This is a genomic window from Mycobacterium szulgai (assembly GCF_002116635.1).
In the GTDB taxonomy this organism is placed as follows: Bacteria; Actinomycetota; Actinomycetes; order Mycobacteriales; family Mycobacteriaceae; genus Mycobacterium; species Mycobacterium szulgai.
On sequence record NZ_LQPW01000125.1, the window covers coordinates 25,820 to 43,845 of the forward strand.

17 protein-coding genes are annotated in these 18,026 nt (G+C 67.1%); 7 read left to right on the forward strand and 10 right to left on the reverse strand.

Annotated features, from left to right (window positions below):
- Nucleotides 1-34 precede the first annotated feature (34 nt).
- Complete coding sequence (locus tag AWC27_RS17535; protein WP_085671656.1) at nucleotides 35-952, forward strand: extracellular catalytic domain type 1 short-chain-length polyhydroxyalkanoate depolymerase; 918 nt, start codon at nucleotides 35-37, stop codon at nucleotides 950-952.
- Here AWC27_RS17535 and nei2 read toward each other — a convergent pair.
- From nei2 to hglS, 5 genes are all read right to left on the reverse strand, one after another.
- A complete protein-coding gene (nei2, locus tag AWC27_RS17540; protein WP_085671657.1) occupies nucleotides 949-1,713 on the reverse strand; it encodes an endonuclease VIII Nei2 in 765 nt (254 codons plus the stop codon). The two genes, AWC27_RS17535 and nei2, sit on opposite strands and share 4 nt — an antisense overlap.
- A 3-nt stretch (nucleotides 1,714-1,716) precedes the next feature.
- Nucleotides 1,717-6,273, reverse strand: a complete 4,557-nt coding sequence (locus tag AWC27_RS17545; protein WP_085671658.1) for an ATP-dependent helicase — start codon at nucleotides 6,271-6,273, stop codon at nucleotides 1,717-1,719.
- Nucleotides 6,274-6,314: 41 nt separating this feature from the next.
- A complete protein-coding gene (locus AWC27_RS17550; protein ID WP_085671659.1) occupies nucleotides 6,315-6,977 on the reverse strand; it encodes a TetR/AcrR family transcriptional regulator in 663 nt (220 codons plus the stop codon).
- 61 nt (nucleotides 6,978-7,038) lie between these two features.
- The gene (gene amaB, locus AWC27_RS17555) at nucleotides 7,039-8,553 is read right to left on the reverse strand and encodes an L-piperidine-6-carboxylate dehydrogenase (protein ID WP_085671660.1); all 1,515 of its coding nucleotides are present in this window, start codon (nucleotides 8,551-8,553) and stop codon (nucleotides 7,039-7,041) included.
- A complete protein-coding gene (hglS, locus tag AWC27_RS17560) occupies nucleotides 8,544-9,773 on the reverse strand; it encodes a 2-oxoadipate dioxygenase/decarboxylase (protein ID WP_085671661.1) in 1,230 nt (409 codons plus the stop codon). The genes amaB and hglS overlap by 10 nt, the downstream gene beginning before the upstream one ends.
- A 30-nt stretch (nucleotides 9,774-9,803) precedes the next feature.
- On the opposite strand from hglS, the gene AWC27_RS17565 reads away from it, so the two are divergent.
- The 4 genes from AWC27_RS17565 (at nucleotide 9,804) to usfY (ending at nucleotide 12,549) form a co-directional block, all read left to right on the forward strand.
- The gene (locus AWC27_RS17565) at nucleotides 9,804-10,256 is read left to right on the forward strand and encodes an Lrp/AsnC family transcriptional regulator (RefSeq protein WP_085671662.1); all 453 of its coding nucleotides are present in this window, start codon (nucleotides 9,804-9,806) and stop codon (nucleotides 10,254-10,256) included.
- 52 nt (nucleotides 10,257-10,308) lie between these two features.
- Complete coding sequence (gene lat / locus AWC27_RS17570; protein ID WP_085671663.1) at nucleotides 10,309-11,625, forward strand: L-lysine 6-transaminase; 1,317 nt, start codon at nucleotides 10,309-10,311, stop codon at nucleotides 11,623-11,625.
- 87 nt (nucleotides 11,626-11,712) lie between these two features.
- Nucleotides 11,713-12,096, forward strand: a complete 384-nt coding sequence (locus AWC27_RS17575; RefSeq protein ID WP_085671664.1) for a hypothetical protein — start codon at nucleotides 11,713-11,715, stop codon at nucleotides 12,094-12,096.
- Between the two features lie 141 nt (nucleotides 12,097-12,237).
- Nucleotides 12,238-12,549: a protein UsfY gene (gene usfY / locus AWC27_RS17580; protein ID WP_085671665.1), complete on the forward strand. Its 312-nt coding sequence runs from the start codon at nucleotides 12,238-12,240 to the stop codon at nucleotides 12,547-12,549.
- Nucleotides 12,550-12,633: 84 nt separating this feature from the next.
- Here the strand turns inward: usfY and AWC27_RS31225 are convergent, their stop codons facing one another.
- A complete protein-coding gene (locus tag AWC27_RS31225; protein WP_169726815.1) occupies nucleotides 12,634-12,792 on the reverse strand; it encodes a hypothetical protein in 159 nt (52 codons plus the stop codon).
- A 107-nt stretch (nucleotides 12,793-12,899) separates the two neighbouring features.
- Here AWC27_RS31225 and AWC27_RS17585 point away from each other — a divergent pair, with 107 nt between their 5' ends.
- The gene (locus tag AWC27_RS17585) at nucleotides 12,900-13,337 is read left to right on the forward strand and encodes an anti-sigma factor (RefSeq protein WP_083111235.1); all 438 of its coding nucleotides are present in this window, start codon (nucleotides 12,900-12,902) and stop codon (nucleotides 13,335-13,337) included.
- Nucleotides 13,334-14,125 (forward strand): RNA polymerase sigma factor SigF, encoded by a 792-nt coding sequence (locus AWC27_RS17590; protein WP_085671666.1) that lies wholly within the window; start codon nucleotides 13,334-13,336, stop codon nucleotides 14,123-14,125. The genes AWC27_RS17585 and AWC27_RS17590 overlap by 4 nt, the downstream gene beginning before the upstream one ends.
- Here AWC27_RS17590 and AWC27_RS17595 read toward each other — a convergent pair.
- The 4 genes from AWC27_RS17595 to AWC27_RS17610 form a co-directional block, all read right to left on the reverse strand.
- Complete coding sequence (locus AWC27_RS17595; protein WP_085671667.1) at nucleotides 14,105-14,488, reverse strand: STAS domain-containing protein; 384 nt, start codon at nucleotides 14,486-14,488, stop codon at nucleotides 14,105-14,107. The two genes, AWC27_RS17590 and AWC27_RS17595, sit on opposite strands and share 21 nt — an antisense overlap.
- 173 nt (nucleotides 14,489-14,661) lie before the next feature.
- Nucleotides 14,662-16,458, reverse strand: coding sequence for an acetyl/propionyl/methylcrotonyl-CoA carboxylase subunit alpha (locus AWC27_RS17600; RefSeq protein ID WP_085671668.1), 1,797 nt, complete (start codon nucleotides 16,456-16,458; stop codon nucleotides 14,662-14,664).
- Nucleotides 16,459-16,584: 126 nt separating this feature from the next.
- Entirely contained in the window at nucleotides 16,585-17,016 is a 432-nt protein-coding gene (locus AWC27_RS17605; protein WP_085671669.1) for a SufE family protein, read from the reverse strand.
- Entirely contained in the window at nucleotides 17,013-17,906 is an 894-nt protein-coding gene (locus tag AWC27_RS17610; RefSeq protein ID WP_085671670.1) for a sulfurtransferase, read from the reverse strand. Before AWC27_RS17610 ends, AWC27_RS17605 begins: the two co-directional genes overlap by 4 nt.
- Between the last annotated feature and the right edge of the window lie 120 nt (nucleotides 17,907-18,026).

Here is an 18,026-nt window from a genome sequence, read left to right on the forward strand (position 1 = left end):
CCGGTCGGTCGGGGCGGTCGGTAATTTGGCCGTCATGCCCTGGGTGCGACTGCTCCTGCTACTCGTACTCGTGGGCGGCCTGATTGGCTGTCGCGGACAGCAGGTTTCGACGGCCAGCGCTCGAGATCAGCCCGGCACCTTGCAATTCGGTGGGCTGAAGCGCACCTATACGGTGCATGTCCCCCCGGGCCCGCCCGTTGGTTTGGTGCTCAACCTGCACGGCGGTGGCGGCACCGGCGCGGGACAGCAGGGGCTGACGGGCTTCAACGGCGCTGCCGACGTCACCAACCTGCTGGTCGTCTATCCCGACGGTTACGACAAGAGCTGGGCCGACGGCCGGGGTGCATCTCCGGCGGACCGCCGGCATGTCGACGACGTCGGGTTCCTGGTGGCGCTGGTGGGCAAGCTGCAGAGCGAGTTCAGCGTTCCCGCCGGGCGCGTGTTCGCCACCGGCATGTCCAACGGCGGCTTCATGTCCAACCGGCTGGCGTGCGATCGCGCCGATCTGTTCGCGGCGGTCGCACCGGTGTCCGGGACGTTGGGGGTGGGGGTGGCCTGCAATCCGTCCCGTCCGGTGTCGGTGCTGGATGCGCACGGTACCGCTGATCCGGTGGTGCCGTTCAACGGTGGGGATGTCCGCGGCCGGGGTGGGGTCAGCCACGCGGTCTCGGCGAAGAGCATGGTGGATCGGTGGCGCACGGTCGACGGTTGCCAGGGTGATCCGGTGACCGAGGTGCTGCCCAGTACCGGAGATGGAACAGTCGTGCACCGTTTCGATGCCCAGATCTGTGTGGCCGGGACGGAAGTGGTGTTCTATCAGATCGACAACGGCGGACACACCTGGCCGGGCGGCAAGCAGTATCTACCCAAGCCGGTCATCGGGGCCACCACTCGCGCGTTCGACGCCTCTCAGGTCATCGCGCAGTTCTTCCTGACCCACGGCCGCGACTAACGCTGGCAGGACGGGCACCAGTAGGTGATACGTTCGCCGGTGCCATTGGGGTTTCGGTGTTCGATGCGGGTTCCGCAGCGCCGGCAACGCTGCCCGGCGCGTCCGTAGACCCACAGCTGCCGGCCCGCCCGGGTGTCGCCGGTGGTGCAGCGATTCCAGCGAAAGCGGTTAACCCACAACATGTCCCGTGCAAGTGAGGCCAGCCGTCGCGGGTCGGCGATGGCGCTGACCGGTGCGGTGGGCAGGTGGCCGCTGACGAAACACAGCTCGTTGCAGTAAACATTGCCGACTCCGGCCATTGTCCGCTGGTCAAGCAGTGCCTCGGCGATGGACCGGTTCGGATCGGCCATCAGGTTGGCGGCGGCAAGTTCGGGATCCCAGTCTTCGCCCAGCAGATCGGGGCCCAGATGTGCGACCGCGGCAAGGTCGTGATCCCGTTCGAGGATCTCCAGCACGCCCAGGTCGATGCCGACCGCTCGAATGTTGTCTGCTTCCAGGATGATTCGTGCGCGATGATCGACCCGCACCGGCCGGTCGCCGACCCGCCAGCTGCCGTCCATCTTCAGATGCGAATGAATGCTGTACGCGCCCACTCGGATGAACAGATGCTTGCCGCGGCTGACCACTTCGTCCACCGCCTGACCGGTGAGGTCGACGGTGGCAAACCTCGGTACCCGGATGTCGCAGCGGGTCAGCGTATGGCCGACCAGGTGCTGGCGCAGCGTGGCTGCGGTGTGCCAGACGGTGTCGCCTTCGGGCATGGTCTAGCGCAGCCGCAATCCACGCGGGGTACGGACGAAACCGGCGTCGGTCAGCGCTGCGCTCACCGGACCCGGTACGCCTGGCTGCAACACCGGTATCCCGTCGACCCGTTCGACCAGGATCGATGCAACCCGCCGGGCGCCGACCAGGTCGGCCAGGCCTACCGCCGCCGCGTGGTTGGCCGCCGGATCCTTGGTGAACGTCAGCAGTGAGCGCCCGCCGCGTTCCAGGAACCAGGCCAGCTCGCCGTCCACCAGCACCACCAGCGCACCGGCCTTGCGGCCCGGCCGGGCGGCCGCCCGGGAATCGTTGCCTTCCGCGGCCGGCCACGGCAATGCCGCGCCATAGGGATTGGCCGGATCCGCAGCGGCCAGCACCACGGCGCGGTATTCGGGCCGTTCCGGGTCGACCCCGTCGAGATAGCTGCGCAGCCGGTCGACGGTCGAGGCGACCGCGAACTGCGCACCGCCCAGCGACTCGACGAAATACCCGCGCTGGCACCGCCCGGCATCCTCGAACGCGCTCAACACCTTGTAGAGCGTGGCGAATCCGCCGGGGACACCCTCGGCGGCGGCCGCACCCTTGGTCAGCACACCGTGGCGGTTCAACAGCAGCTCGGCCTGGAAGTGGGCCCGCAGCGTGGAGTCCGGTTCGGGCACCGGCAGCAGCGACCACCGCCCGGCCACGGTCGGGTCGGCGGTCCGTGCAGTGGCGTGCGCGACGCTGTAGCGGCTCAGTCGCGGCGGACGGTGGCTGCGGTGTGCCGGCTGGGCGCGCTTACGGGTGCCCGAGCCGCCGAGCAGCGCGCGCACCGGCGCGAAGGTGTCACCGGTGATCCAGCCCGCCCAAATCAGTTCCCACAGTGCGGCTTTGAGGTCGGTTTCGGTGTGGCCGTGCTTGGAGAGCTGGCGGAAGAAGTACGCGCCGCCGCCGGCCAGGGTGTCCAGAATCGCCCGGTGCGCGTCGGTGCAGTCGATCTCGGCCGGGGCGGTCAAGGTCAGCGGCGCGGACTCCGCCGGGTGCAGCGCGATCCAGCCGTCGCTGCCCGAAATCGACCCGGCACCCGACCAGGTCACCTCGCCGCTGGCGAGCAGCTCGTCCAGCATCGCCGGGGCGTAATCGCGAACCCGCGGAGCAAGTACCAGCGGTTCGAGCGCCGAGGCCGGCAATCGCACCCCGGCCAACTGTTCGATGACAGCGGCAAGCCCGTCGATACCTGAGTGACTGGCGTCCACGTGGTGCCAGGCAGGCAGAAAGCGGCCGTAGGCGGCGGTGCTGACCGGCTCTACCTGAGCGCGCAGCGCGGCCAGCGACCGCCGTCGCAGAATGCGCAGCACGTCAGCGTCACACCACTGTTCGCCGCCGGCCATACCAGACGCTTCGAGGGCGACGAAGTCACCGCGCACCAGCCTGCCTCCGGAGGTCATGTCGGCCAGCCGGCCCAGCACGTCGGCGGTGACCCGCAGGCCCAGGCCGAACCGGCTGGCCGCCTCGGCGGTGGTGAACGGCGTGTGGGTGCGCGCGTAGCGGCCCAGCAATTCGCCCAGCGGGTCGGCCACCGCTTCGGTGAAGCTGTCCGGAAGGCCCACCGGAACCGCTACGCCCACGCCGTCGCGCAGCCGGCCGATGTCCTCGACGGCTACCCACCAGGTCTGTCCGGCGAACGACACCGTCAGCGCGCGCCTGGCGGCGCGCAAGCCTTCCAGCCAGCCCCCGACGTCGGCGGCGGTCGCCCGGGCGGCGACCTCCTCCGCGGTGAGCGGACCCAGCAGCCGCAGCAGATCCGCAACCCCTTCCGCGTCGCGGGCGAGGCGGTCGGCCGACAAATGCTGCAACTGCCGACCGGTTCCGGCGATGACTTCGGGGTCGAGCAGCTCGCGCAGCTCAACGCGGCCCAGCAGCTCGGCCAGCAGGGTGCTGTCCAACGAGAGTGCGGCCGTGCGGCGTTCGGCCAAAGGGACATCGCCCTCGTACATGAACGCACCGACATAGCCGAACATCAGCGACGCTGCGAACGGGGATGGTTTAGCCGTTTCAGCCGAGAGCACCCGCACCTTGCGCTGGGCGATCTGCGCCATCAACTCGACCAGCGTCGGAACGTCGTAAACATCCTGCAAGCACTCGCGGACGGTCTCCAGCACGATGGGGAAGTCGGGGTATTTGCGTGCCACGTCGAGCAATTGGGCGGCCCGCTGGCGCTGGTGCCACAACGGCGAGCGGCGGCCAGGATGGCGGCGGGGCAGCAACAGCGCGCGCGCCGCCGATTCGCGGAACCGGGACGCGAACAAAGCCGACTCGCCCACCTCGGCGGTGACGATCGGATCGATCTCGTCGGCGTCGAACACGAAAATCTCGGCGCCCGGCGGTTCTTCCCCGGCATCGGGCAAGCGCACCACGATGCCGTCGTCGGAAGCGGTCGGCTTTTCGTCAAGCCCGTAGCGTTCGCGCAACCGCCGGCCCACCGCAAGGGCCAGCGGGCCATGCACCCGCAGCCCGTACGGCGAGTGCAGGATCACCCGCCAGTCGCCGAGCTCGTCGCGAAACCGTTCGACCAGCAGGGTGGTGTCGGTGGGCACTACGCCGGCGGCCGTCCGCTGGTCGTCCAGCAATGTCCACAAGTTGTCTGTCGCATATGAATCGAAACCTAAAGCGGTGCAACGCTTGTCGAATGCGCCACGGTCCAGGCCGGCCAGCTCGCCGGTGAACGCACCCAGTGCCCGGCCTAGCTCGGCGGGGCGCCCTACGTCGTCGCCGCGCCAGAACGGCAGCCGGGCCGGCTGGCCCGGCGCGGGAATCACCAGCACCCGGTCATGGGTGATCTCGGTGATCCGCCAGCTGGTGGCGCCCAGTGAGATCACATCCCCGGGCCGGGACTCGTAAACCATCTCTTCGTCGAGTTCGCCTACGCGGGACGGCTTTTCGGAATCGCTGGCCAGGTAGACGGTGAACAGCCCGCGGTCGGGGATGGCGCCACCGGAGGTGACGGCCAGCCGTTGGGCACCGGGGCGCGCGGTGAGGGTGCCGTTATCGTGGTCATACACCAGCCGCGGCCGCAGCTCGGCGAACTCGGTGGACGGGTACTTGCCCGACAGCAGATCCAGGGTGGCCTCGAAGACGCTGCGCGGCAGCGTCGCGAACGGGGCGCTGCGGCGCACGGTTTCGAACCAACGGTCGGCATCCAGCGGCTCCAGCGCGGCGGCGGCCACCGTGTGTTGCGCCAGGATGTCGAGTGGATTGGACGGTACCCGCATGGTCTCGATCTGTCCGGTAAGCATGCGCTGCACGCTGACTGCGCAGCCGAGCAGATCGGTGCGGTGTTTGGGAAACAGCACCCCTCGCGAAACCTCGCCCACCTGGTGGCCGGCTCGGCCGATGCGTTGCAGGCCACTGGCCACCGACGGCGGTGCCTCCACCTGGATCACCAGATCGACCGCGCCCATGTCGATGCCGAGTTCCAGGCTCGAGGTCGCCACCACCGCCTTGAGCTCGCCGCGTTTGAGGTCTTCTTCCACGACGGCGCGCTGCTCCTTGCTGACCGAGCCATGATGCGCGCGCGCCAGCAGCGTTGGCGCACCAAAGGTCTGGCCGCTGGCCATGACGTAGGCCGGAGCGCCGCCGGCCACCTGCGGGTTGGCCTCCGAGGGCACCATCAGACCACACCGCTCGGCGTGAATCTCGTTGAGCCGGGCGGTAAGTCGTTCGGCCAGACGGCGTGAATTGGCGAACACGATGGTCGAGTTGTGCGATTCGATCAGGTCTACCAGCCGCGCCTCGACATCGGGCCAGATGCTGTTGTTGGTCAGGTTGGCCATGTCGGGCACCGGTAGTTGTACCGACAGCTCGACCGTCTTGGCCGATGGCGGCGCCACTACAGTTGTCCGGTTTGTCGCCTTTGTCGCGGCTGCGCCGGACAGGAACCGCGCCAGCTCCTCGGGCGGCCGCACGGTCGCCGACAGCCCGATCCGCTGCGCCCGCCGTTCGCCGGCTAGTTCGTCGAGCCGCTCGAGCGACAGCGCCAGATGTGCGCCGCGCTTGGTGGCGGCGATCGCGTGAATCTCGTCGACGATGACGGTCTGCACGCCGGCCAGGGTGTCGCGGGCGGCCGAGGTCAACATCAAGAACAGCGATTCGGGGGTGGTGATCAGTACATCGGGCGGCTTGGCGATGAGCTGACGGCGCTGCGCGGGCGGGGTGTCACCCGATCGGACGCCGACGCTGATGCTCGGCACGGGCAGACCGCGTTGCTCGGCGAGCCGGGTGATTCCGGCCAGCGGGGTGCGCAGGTTGCGCTCGACGTCGACCGCCAGCGCCTTGAGTGGGGACACGTAAAGCACTTGGGTTCCCGGGACGCGGTCCGCCTCGCGCGCCAGGGCGTCGAGAGCCCACAGGAACGCGGCCAGCGTCTTGCCCGACCCGGTTGGCGCGACGACCAGCGTGTGATCGCCGTCGGCGATGGTGGCCCAGGCCGCGGCCTGCGCCGGAGTGGGTCCGGCGAAGGTGCTGGCGAACCAGTCGCGAGTAGTCGCGCTGAATCTGCCTAACGGATCAGTGCTCACCAGGCCATCGTGCCAACACCTACCGACAAAAAAGACTCAGAGCTTCACAACCGGGCGGTGGCCAGGGCCTCGGTGAGTTCGGGAGGAATCTCGGGCAACCGCGCGATCAGATCCAACAGCGAGTGCGCGCACGAGTCGGCCAGCCGGTCGGCATCGGTAGTGGGGTCCATAATCCGCTGGCGGCAGATTTCGAAGGTGAACGAGATCCAGCCGAATACCAGCACCCGCAGGTCACGCTCGACGTCCGGATCCAGCTTGTTTCCCTGAGTCGCGGCCACCGTGTTGGTGATGCGGGTCATGATGTGTTCCATCTGGCGGTTCTTGGCTTCGTCATCGATGCCGAGCAGAACCGGGTCGGACCGCCCGAGTCCGACGTATGCGGCCCATGCGGCCTCCGGGTTCTGCTGGTGGTAGGCCATGTAAGCCAGCACGCCCATCCGGATCTCTTCGAACATCGTCAAGCCGGGCGCCGGCTCGATGTTGGTGGCCGCGTACAGCCGGTCGGCCTCGTCCTTGACGACAGCGGCAAAGAACGCGCGTTTATCCGGGAAGTAGTGGTACATCAGCGCGCGCGACACACCGGCCCGCTCCGCGATCTCGTCGATACGGACCTCGTCATAGGGTCGCTTGCCGAAGACTTCCGCCCCCAGTGCGAGCAACTCGGCGCGTCGATCCTCTGGGGATAACCGCCTCCTGGCCGTCGCCATAAGCAGTGATACTACCCACGCAAAGTGTGCGTTCGGATAGAGCTGACTGTGGCGACCCGGCTCAGCCGAATTCCACGCCCTGGGCCAGCGGCAGCTCATTGGAGTAATTGATGGTGTTCGTGGCCCGCCGCATGTAGACCTTCCAGGAGTCCGAACCCGACTCGCGTCCACCGCCGGTTTGCTTCTCCCCGCCGAACGCGCCGCCGATCTCCGCGCCCGAGGTGCCGATATTGACGTTGGCGATACCGCAATCCGACCCGGCCAGAAATCGCTGTGCCTCGCGCAGGTCGGTGGTGAAGATCGACGACGAAAGCCCTTGCGGCACCGCATTATTGAGGGCTATCGCGGCATTGAGATCATCGTAGGTCATCACATAGAGGATGGGCGCGAACGTTTCGGTGGCCACGATGGGTGTCTGCGACGGCATCCGCACCAGCGCGGGGGTGACGTAGTAGGCGCTGGGGTAATCGCCTTGGTGGTGCTCACCTCCGATCACTTCGCCGCCGTCGGCGCGGGCCTCATCCAGCGCGCCGAGCATGTCGCGGTAGGCGGCCTCGTGAATCAGCGGCCCGACCATGGTGCGCGGCACCGATGGGTCGCCAACCGGCAGCTGCCGGAAAGCCGAGGCCACCCGCCTCACCACTGAGTCGGCCACCGAGCGGTGCACGATCAGCCGGCGCAAGCTGGTGCACCGCTGCCCGGCGGTGCCCGCGGCGGCGAACACGATGGCGCGCACCGTCAGGTCCAGGTCGGCCGACGGCGTCACAATGGCCGCGTTGTTGCCACCCAACTCCAGCAGCACCCGTCCGAACCGCCGCGCCACCCGGGGCCCCACCTGCTCACCCATACGCACCGAGCCGGTGGCCGAGACCAACGCGATTCGCGGGTCGTCGACGAGTTGCTCGCCCAGCTCGCGGCCGCCCAACAGCAGGCCACCCAGCCCCGCCGGCGCGCCGACGTCAGCGGCGGCCCGGGCCAGCAGCGCCTGGCAGGCCAGACCCGTCAGCGGCGTCAGCTCCGAGGGCTTCCACACCACCGGGTCACCGCACACCAGCGCGATTGCGGTGTTCCACGCCCACACCGCCACCGGGAAGTTGAAGGCGGTGATCAGCCCGACGACACCGAGTGGATGCCAGGTCTCGAGCAGCTGATGCCCGGGACGTTCGGAGGCGATGGTGCGCCCATAGAGCTGACGTGACAACCCGACGGCGAATCGGCAGACGTCGATCATCTCCTGGACCTCGCCCAGTGCCTCCGAGGTGATCTTGCCGACCTCCAGCGTCACCAACGTCGCGAGCTCATACCGGTGCTCGACGAGCAGTTCGCCGAGCCGGGCGACCAAGTCGCCCCGCACCGGCGCCGGTGTAACACGCCATTGCGAAAACGCATTGCACGCATCGCTAATCGTGCGGTCGGCCTGCTCGGGCGTGGTCTGGGCGACGGTGCACAGCACCTCCCCGGTGATCGGCGTGCTCGCCGCCAGCCCGTCCGAACCCGGCTCGCCGAGGCGGGCCGCGACGCCGATCGCCTCGAAGGCGTCGCGCACTCGGGTGCGTAGCTGCTCGGTCATGCCCATGCCTCCGCCTCGTACAGCGCGTACGGATCGTGAATGTCGCGGCCCATCACCCCAGCCAACCACTGCGCGTCGTATTCCGAGTCGTCGGCAATCGAACCGATATCAGTGTCGCGGTCCAAATTCGAGCGAAAAATACCCGCCGCGGATGCCGGCAAGAAGTCTTCGTAGACCACCGGCGCGCACGGGTCGCCGCGGCGGTAGTACGCCAGCCCCTGGGAAGCCATTTCCGTATCGGTCGACGGAAAGTACTGCGACCACACCGCGGCCGGATCCGCGGCGGCCATCGCGGTGTCGTAGCGTTCCCGGCCCTTGCGGGTGAGCGCGACACCTCGTGCCTCGACTTCGCCGAACCGCACCCGCAGGGTGCCCGGGCGCACGCTGCCGTCAGCGCAGCGGAGAAGGCGCGGTTCGGCCAGCGCGCGAAAAGAGGTCTGGCGCAACAGCACTTCGGGCCCGTCGCTGCGGGGCGGGCCCTGGATCGCATCGATCATGGTGATGCCCCGCTCGGTCATCCGGCGGTACAACTCGTCGATGTCGAGGACCCGCGGCGTCAGGTGATTGATGTGGGTGGAGCCGACTCCGGCGATGTCGGCGGCCACCGCCGATACCTCGGACAGTTCGTCGTACCAGGACTTGTCGATCGGATCACGGGACAGTGCGAATGCCGCCACCGCCGCGTCGACGAAACCGCCGGCCGCCGCTGCGTCGCAGCCGCCATCGGCCGCGATGATCCGCGCGCGGGCCAGTAATGCGGGATCGAACAGCTGCCGGCGGGATAGATATGCGTGCACGCGGGCGCGCAAGCCGGCGTCGAAGTAGCGGGGGTCCTCGGTGGCCAGCATCGAGGTGAAAACCCGAAACGGGTTGCGCGCCAACTCGGTTGGATCGACAGGCCGAAACGCCGTTGAAACCACGGGTATCGGTGCGGCCGCCGACCGCAGGTCGTAGTAGCCGACCGGCAGCATGCCGAACGCGGCAAAAAGCTCAGCGACGCAAGCGAGTTCGGCCGGGTTGCCAACCCGGATGGCGCCGTGCCGCTCGGCGGTGACGCGCTGCAGCGAACCGAATCTTTCGGCGCCGGGGTGCGACGCCACATAGTCCCGATTGACCTGTGCGCTTACCTCGACCAGCGTGCCGTAGGCGGGTACCTCGGCTGCGTACATGGCCGATAGCCCGGCGGCGAACCGCGCCCGCAGCTGCCAGGTCGGTAGCCACCTCATGGCGCGCCGTCGCTGCGATACTCTCCGGCCATGAGTGAGACGCTCGACGATATCGACCGGATCCTGTTGCGCGAGCTGGTCGCCGACGGGCGCGCGACGCTGTCGGAGTTGGCCACGAGTGCCGGACTCTCGGTTTCGGCGGTCCAGTCCCGGGTGCGCAGGCTGGAGTCGCGCGGTGTGGTGGCCGGGTACTCGGCGCGGATCAACCCCGAGGCCGTGGGGCACTTCCTATCGGCGTTCGTGGCCATCACTCCTCTTGATCCGTCTCAACCCGATGATGCTCCTGCCCGGCTGGAACAGATCGAGGAAATCGAGTCCTGCCATTCGGTGGCCGGCGAGGAGAGCTACATCCTGCTGGTTCGCGTCGAATCCGCACGGGCGCTGGAGGATCTGCTGCAACGGATCCGGACAACCGCCAACGTGCGGACGCGCAGCACCATCATCTTGAATACTTTTTACTGTGATCGGCAGTTTGTACCATAAATTTTTCGGTCTGTACCTCAATCAACCGTAAAGATCCCGCTATCATGTGGGCATGACTGTCGCCCTGAACGCCGGACCGGCCCAGGTCCCCGAGATCCTCGCGCGCAGCATCCTGCTCGACACGTTCGATCTTGTACTCGATCTCAACCGATCCGCCGGTTCTTATCTGGTCGACGCCCGGACCGGTCGCCGCTACCTCGACATGTTCACCTTCGTCGCGTCGTCGGCGCTGGGCATGAATCACCCGGCGCTCGCCGGGGACGATGAATTCCGCACCGAACTCGTCGAAGCGGCACTGAACAAGCCGAGCAATTCCGACGTGTGCACGGTGGCGATGGCCCGATTCGTCGAGACCTTCACCCGCGTCCTGGGCGACCCGGCGCTGCCGCATCTGTTCTTCGTCGAAGGGGGCGCGCTGGCGGTCGAGAACGCGCTCAAGGTGGCCTTCGACTGGAAGAGCCGGCACAACGAAGCACACGGGGTCGACCCGGCGCTGGGCGGTCGGGTTCTGCACCTGCGCGGCGCATTTCACGGTCGCAGCGGCTACGCCTTGTCGCTGACCAATACCAAACCGGTCAACGTGGCGCGCTTCCCGAAGTTCGACTGGCCCCGCATCGATGCGCCGTACCTGCGACCGGGTGCCGACATGTGCGCGCTGGAAGCCGAGTCGCTGAGCCAGGCTCGCGCGGCATTTGCCAAGTACCCCAACGACATTGCGTGCTTCATCGCCGAACCCATCCAGGGGGAGGGCGGCGACCGGCACTTCCGGCCACAATTCTTCGCCGCGATGCGGCAGTTGTGCGACGAGCATGATGCGCTGCTGGTCTTCGACGAGGTGCAAACCGGCTGCGGGCTGACCGGAACTCCGTGGGCCTACCAGCAGTTGGGTGCTCACCCCGACGTCGTGGCGTTCGGAAAGAAGACGCAGGTGTGCGGCGTGATGGCGGGCCGCCGGGTCGACGAGGTCGCCGGGAACGTGTTCGCGGTGAAGTCACGGCTCAACTCGACGTGGGGCGGCAATCTCACCGACATGGTGCGCGCCCGCCGCATCCTCGAGGTGATTCAAGCCGAGGGCCTCTTCGAGCGCGCTGCCGAGCGAGGCCGCTATCTGCGCGGGCTGCTCGACGAGCTTGCCGAGGATTTCCCGGCGCTGGTTTCGCACCCACGCGGACGCGGTCTGATGTGTGCCTTCAGCCTGCCCACCACGGCCGTGCGCGACGAGGTGATCCGGCAGTTGTGGCACCGCGCGGTGATCGTGCTCCCGACTGGGACAGACGGCGTGCGGTTTCGTCCGGCGCTCACTGTTTCGCACGACGACATCGATGCTGCGGTGGCCGCCCTGCGCAGCGCCTTAACGGCTGTGACCTAGACGGATGCAGCCTGTTGCGGGTTTGTCCGGTATTGACGCAGGGTATTCGGCGGGGGTAGTTGGTAAGGGCGGGATAGAGGTACTCCGATGCAGAAAGTACATGACGTAACAGGACGTGACCGTCTCGGTCAGGAGGACAACGAGGTCCGCTCTGCCATCCGTTTTGCGGTGGTAGCCACGCTCGCGGGGATCGGCTTTGTAATTATGGCCGCATTATGGGTCAGCACGTGTCCCGGAGTGAATGTGGACACCGCGGCCTGCGGAGCGCCCGAGCGGACGATGCTGGCGTTTGGCGGTCCGGTGATCCTGTTTGCGGCTGGGCTCTGGGCGTTCCTGCGCACCTACCGGGTATGGCGAGACGAGGGCACCTGGTGGGGATGGCAGGGTGCCGGCTGGTTTCTGTTGACGCTGATGGTGGTCACGGTATCGATGGGCGTTCCCCCGATCGCCGGCCCGGTGCTGGGCCTATGAAGCTGGCCGATAAGCCCGCCTATAAGCCTGGTGGCAAATAAATCGCGCTGAGCCCTCCACAACCCGTTCTGCGAGTTCTACCGTTGGTGGTAATGCCCTTGCTTGGCAGATGGCGGGCAGAAATCGCGGGAAGGAGGAACCATGGGGGACACTTTTCGTGACCCCGTCGACCACTTGCGGACGACGCGGCCACTTGCCGGCGAATCGCTGATCGACGTGCTGCACTGGCCTGGGTACCTCTTAATGGTCGCCGGTGTGATCGGTGGTGTCGGGTCCCTCGCGGCCTTCGGCAGCGGACACCACAACCAGGGCATGACGGCCGGGGTCGTGGCGATCACGCTTGCCGTCATTGGCCTGGCATGGCTGACGGTGGAGCACCGGCGGATACGCAGGATCGCCGACCGGTGGTACGCCGAACACCCCGAAGTGCGCAGGCAGCGGCTTGCCAGCTAGGGCTTGTGGATTCCGGGTTTACCCACTGCGGCGATTGGGCATCTGGTTTAGACCATGATGAGTGCCAGTATTGCTTTCGCGCGGTCATCCCAGCGGTGCCATCGCTGGGGACAAGATCACAAAAGCACCGACGTATATCGCTACTGCGATCAGGATCAGCAGTACCAGGGTTACCACCGCGATCACCGCCGTCCGCCTGAGCTTGCGCGTCCGCGCGGTGTCGGTGACGTCTGCCTCGCGCATAGCTGGTTGAATACCCGGTGGCGATCATGACCAACCGGCTCGAACCCAAGGTCCAAGGCGGACCCGGAGGCACCAATCGGGTCGGTCGAACATTGCCGGGAGGCCACATGACCGATGCGGATCAGCTCACCCACGGGCGCCAACGGGGCCCGCGTGCCGTCGAGTTGAACGTTGCTGCACGCTTGGAGAACCTGGCGATGCTGCGAACCCTGGTCGGTGCCATCGGCACCTTTGAGGACCTGGATTTCGACGCCGTGGCCGACCTGAGACTGGCGGTGGACGAGGTGTGCACGAGGCTGATCCGCTCGGCCACGCCCGACGCCGTGCTCAGCCTCGTGGTTGATCCCCGGGAAGAGGAGCTCGTTGTGGAAGCCTCGGCGTCGTGCGACACACACGACGTGGTAGCCCCGGGCAGCTTCAGTTGGCATGTCCTGACGTCGCTGGCTGACGACGTGCAGACCTTCCATGACGGCCGCCAGCCAGATGCGAGCGGAAGCGTCTTCGGGATCACCCTGACAGCCCGACGGGCGGCCTCTAGCAGGTGACAGAGCGTCACGGCGGTGCTGGGTCGTCCTCGCGGCCCAACGAATACGCCGATGTCCCCGACATGTTCCGTGAGCTGGCGGATTTTGCCGAAGACTCACCGGAATTCCAGCGCCACCGGGACAAGATCGTGGAACGGTGTCTGCCATTGGCCGATCACATCGCGCGGCGCTTCGAAGGCCGCGGCGAACCCCGTGACGATCTGATACAGGTTGCGCGCGTCGGCTTGGTCAATGCCGTCGTCCGGTTCAACGTCGAGGCGGGATCGGACTTCGTTTCGTTCGCGGTGCCGACCATCATGGGTGAGGTCCGTCGGCACTTCCGCGACAACAGCTGGTCAGTCAAGGTGCCCCGGCGCCTCAAGGAGCTGCACCTGCGATTAGGCACCGCCACCGCCGATCTCTCACAACGGCTGGGCCGGGCACCCACGGCCACCGAACTCGCTGCTGAACTCGGTATGGACCGCGAGGAAGTGGTCGAAGGCTTGGTGGCCGGAAGCTCCTACAACACGTTGTCCATCGACAGCGGGGGCGGCAGCGAAGAGGACGATGCGCGCGCCATCGCGGACACGCTCGGCGATGTCGACACCGGTCTGGACCGGATCGAGAATCGCGAGGCGCTGCGCCCCCTGCTCGAAGCACTGCCCGAGCGGGAACGAACGGTTTTGATACTCAGGTTCTTCGAGTCGATGACCCAAACTCAGATCGCCGAGCGAGTCGGAATCTCACAGATGCACGTGTCACGCCTGCTGGCTAAATCGCTGACCCGGCTACGTGACCAGCTGGAGTAGCCGCCGTTCGGGCTGACCGCCGTCGGCGGCCTCCATGACCGGCAGAATGCCGTCGGGGTCGCAGATCCGCAGTAGCCGCGACACTGCCTCGCTGGGGATCATCGCCCAGTGCGTGCCCAGGGCGGAACAAACCACATTGATTCGGTGTAGTGCCGAAAAGCCCGCAGTACCAATGAATTCCAGGCCGCGTAAGTCCAGCGTCAGCCATTCGCGATCGGTGACGCAGCGTTGCACGTACTCGGCGAGCTGATCGGCATTGGCGGCATCGAGCTCACCGTGCGCGCTCACCACGGCGACCGATGAACTCCGCTGTGCGCTGAAGTCGGCCATGCGGGTCTCTTGCCGGGATTGGGTCACAAGCATTGTTGACTCCGTCAGTCGTGCTGTGAATCGCGTCTGGGCACGGCAAATCGCTCGATCCTGGGATTTCGCCTCCCCGCGCGATCCCATGGGACGCCATTCCGGGCGGCTGTGAACTCAACCTGTTTTCCAACCCTACCCAAGCGCCACGGGGTCGACAACGTGGCAGGTGAGAGCTACTTGATTTCGGCGAGCACGGTGCCCTGCGTGATAGCCGCGCCGGCCTCCACCGCCAGACCGGTGATGGTGCCGTCCTTGTGCGCGGTGACGGGGTTCTCCATCTTCATCGCCTCGAGGACCACAACCAGGTCGCCGGCGGCGACCTCCTGTCCTTCTTCTACCGCGACCTTGACCACGGTGCCCTGCATTGGAGCCGTCACCGCGTCGCCCGAGGCCGCCGCGCCGGTGTGGGCGCCGCGCTTGCGTGGCTTGGGCTTGCGCCGAATGACGCCGGACGCCTCGGCTGCCGAGCCGTTGGAGAGCGCCAGGTCGGCAGGCAGTGAGACCTCGACCCGGCGCCCGTCGATCTCGACGACAACCTTCTGGCGCGGCCGTGCGTCTTCCTCATCGAGGGGCTGACCGCCGGTGAACGGTTCGATCGTGTTGTCCCACTCGGTCTCGATCCAGCGGGTGTGCACGGTGAAGCCATTCTCGTCGCCGATGAACGCCGGGTCCGAGACGACGGCGCGGTGGAAGGGGATGACGGTGGCCAGCCCCTCGACCTGGAATTCGTCCAGCGCACGCCGGGCACGCGCCAGGGCCTCGGTGCGGTCGGCGCCGTACACGATGAGCTTGGCCAGCATCGAGTCGAATTGGCCGCCGATTACCGAGCCGGTTTCCACGCCGGAGTCCAGCCGCACACCGGGGCCACAGGGCGGGTGAAACTTGGTCACCGGGCCGGGGGCGGGCAGGAAGCCGCGGCCGGCGTCTTCGCCGTTGATCCGGAATTCGATCGCGTGCCCCCGCGGGGTGGGGTCCTCAGTGAGGTCCAGCTTGTCGCCGTTGGCGATCTTGAACTGCTGCAGCACCAGGTCGATGCCGGCGGTTTCCTCGGTGACCGGGTGTTCGACCTGCAGCCGGGTGTTGACCTCGAGGAACGAGATCAGGCCGTCCTGGCCGACCAGGTATTCGACGGTGCCGGCGCCGTGATAGTGGGCTTCTTTGCAGATCCGCTTGGCGGATTCGTGGATCTCTTTGCGCTGCGCGTCGGTCAAGAACGGCGCCGGCGCCTCTTCGACGAGCTTTTGGAACCGGCGCTGCAGGGAGCAGTCCCGGGTGCCGGCGACGATGACGTTGCCGTGCTGGTCGGCGATCACCTGTGCCTCGACGTGGCGGGGTTTGTCCAGGTAGCGCTCCACGAAGCACTCGCCGCGGCCGAACGCCGCGACGGCCTCACGGGTGGCCGACTCGAATAGTTCCGGGATCTCCTCGATGGTGCGCGCCACCTTCATGCCGCGGCCGCCGCCGCCGAAGGCGGCCTTGATCGCGATCGGCACTCCATATTCTTTGGCGAACGCCACCACCTCGTCGGCGTCTTTGACCGGGTCCGGGGTGCCGGGCACCAGCGGAGCCTGCGCGCGGGCGGCGATGTGACGAGCGGTGACCTTGTCGCCGAGGTCACGGATCGACTGCGGGCTGGGCCCGATCCAGATCAGACCGGCGTCGAGCACGGCCTGGGCGAAGTCGGCGTTCTCCGACAGAAAGCCGTACCCCGGGTGGACCGCGTTGGCCCCGGACTTGGCCGCCGCGTCGAGCAGCTTGGCGAAATCCAGGTAGGACTCGGCCGAGGTCTGACCGCCCAGAGCGAACGCCTCGTCGGCCAGCGCGACGTGCGGCGCTTCGGCGTCGGGCTCGGCGTACACCGCCACGCTGGCCAGGCCGGCGTCGCGGGCAGCACGGATCACCCGAACCGCGATCTCGCCGCGGTTGGCGACGAGAACTTTGGAGATCCTTGAGCTGGCGTGACTGGCCACTGCGCCTCCTGTGGGACTGGACGTCTTCGTCTGTCAGAGATGTAGGTCTCTAAGAGATTTTCTTACAAGTCTTGTCGGGGGAAGTTTAAGCGCCGCGCCGTCGGCCCGGTCACTCGGTTCCTCAATTCACGCCGTCTCACGCAAGCGACGCTTGATCCGCGCCAGCATCGCCGACATTCCCCGCAGCCGAAGCGGGCTGATCAGAGCCGCCAGTCCGAGTTCGGTGTAGAAATCCTCGGGCACCGCCAGGATGTCGGCGGCGGGTTGCTCATCCAGCCCGGCAGCCAGGATCGAGGCGAACCCCCGGGTGGTCGGCGCCTCGGCGGGCGCGCTGAAATATAGCCGCACCCGGTTGGGATCGTGGGCGTCGACGTGCAAGAACAGCGGGGACTGACACTCGGGCACCGGCTCCATGGCCGCCTCTTCCAGTTCGGCAGGCAGCGCTGGAAGCTCGTTGGCGAACTCCAGCAGGAGCTGGAGCTTGTCCTGGCCCTGGACTTCGGCGAAGTCGGACACGACCTCCGCTAGCGGAGCGGGCAGACTCGCGGGCATCGTCATTGGGCCGGCACAGCTCCAGGCTCTTCGCCCGCGACGATCGGCACCCGCACGGTGTTTCCCCACTCCGTCCAGGAGCCGTCGTAATTCCGCACGCCCGGCTTGCCCAGCAGATGAGTGAGCACGAACCAGGTGTGGCTGGACCTCTCGCCGATGCGGCAGTACACGATGGTCCGGTCGTCGGGCTCTAAGAAGCCATAGAGCTGTTCCAATTCCTCGCGGCTGCGGAACCGGCCGCTCTCGTCGGCCGCCTTTCCCCACGGGATCGACCGCGCGGTGGGGATGTGGCCGGCGCGCAGCGCCCCTTCCTCGGGGTAGTCGGGCATGTGGGTGCGCTTGCCCGTGTATTCGTCGGGAGAACGCACGTCGATCAGCGGCTGGGTGCCCAGGATGTCCAGGACGTCATCCTTGTAGGCGCGGATCGGGGCGTCGTTGCGCGCGACGATGGGATAGCCGGTCGACGTCTTGGTCGGCACTTCCAGCGTGGTGTCCCGGCGTTCGGCGAGCCAGAGGTCGCGCCCGCCGTTGAGCAGTCGTACGTCGGGGTGACCGAACAGGGTGAATACCCACAGCGCGTAGGCGGCCCACCAGTTGCTCTTGTCGCCGTAGATCACCACGGTGTCATCACGGGCGATGCCCTTGCGGTCCATCAGTTCGGCGAACTGTTCGCCGGTGATGTAGTCGCGCACCCGCGGGTCGTTGAGGTCGGTATGCCAGTCGATCTTGACCGCGCCGGGGATGTGGCCGACGTCGTAAAGCAAGACATCTTCGTCGGATTCGACGATCGCCAGCCCGGGCGCGCCCAGGTTGGCCGATAGCCAGTCGGCGGTCACCAGCCGTTCGGGATGGGCGTAGGCCGACAGGGTGGGGCTTGGGTCTGCGGGAAGCGGCACGTCACCGAGACTACCGACCGTGGCCGACGCCGGCTTCGTCCCCCAATCGGAGGACCGAACGTCCTCTCGCTAGGGGCCTATTAGGTGGATAGATCAGACCGCCGCGGAACGGAATAGTTG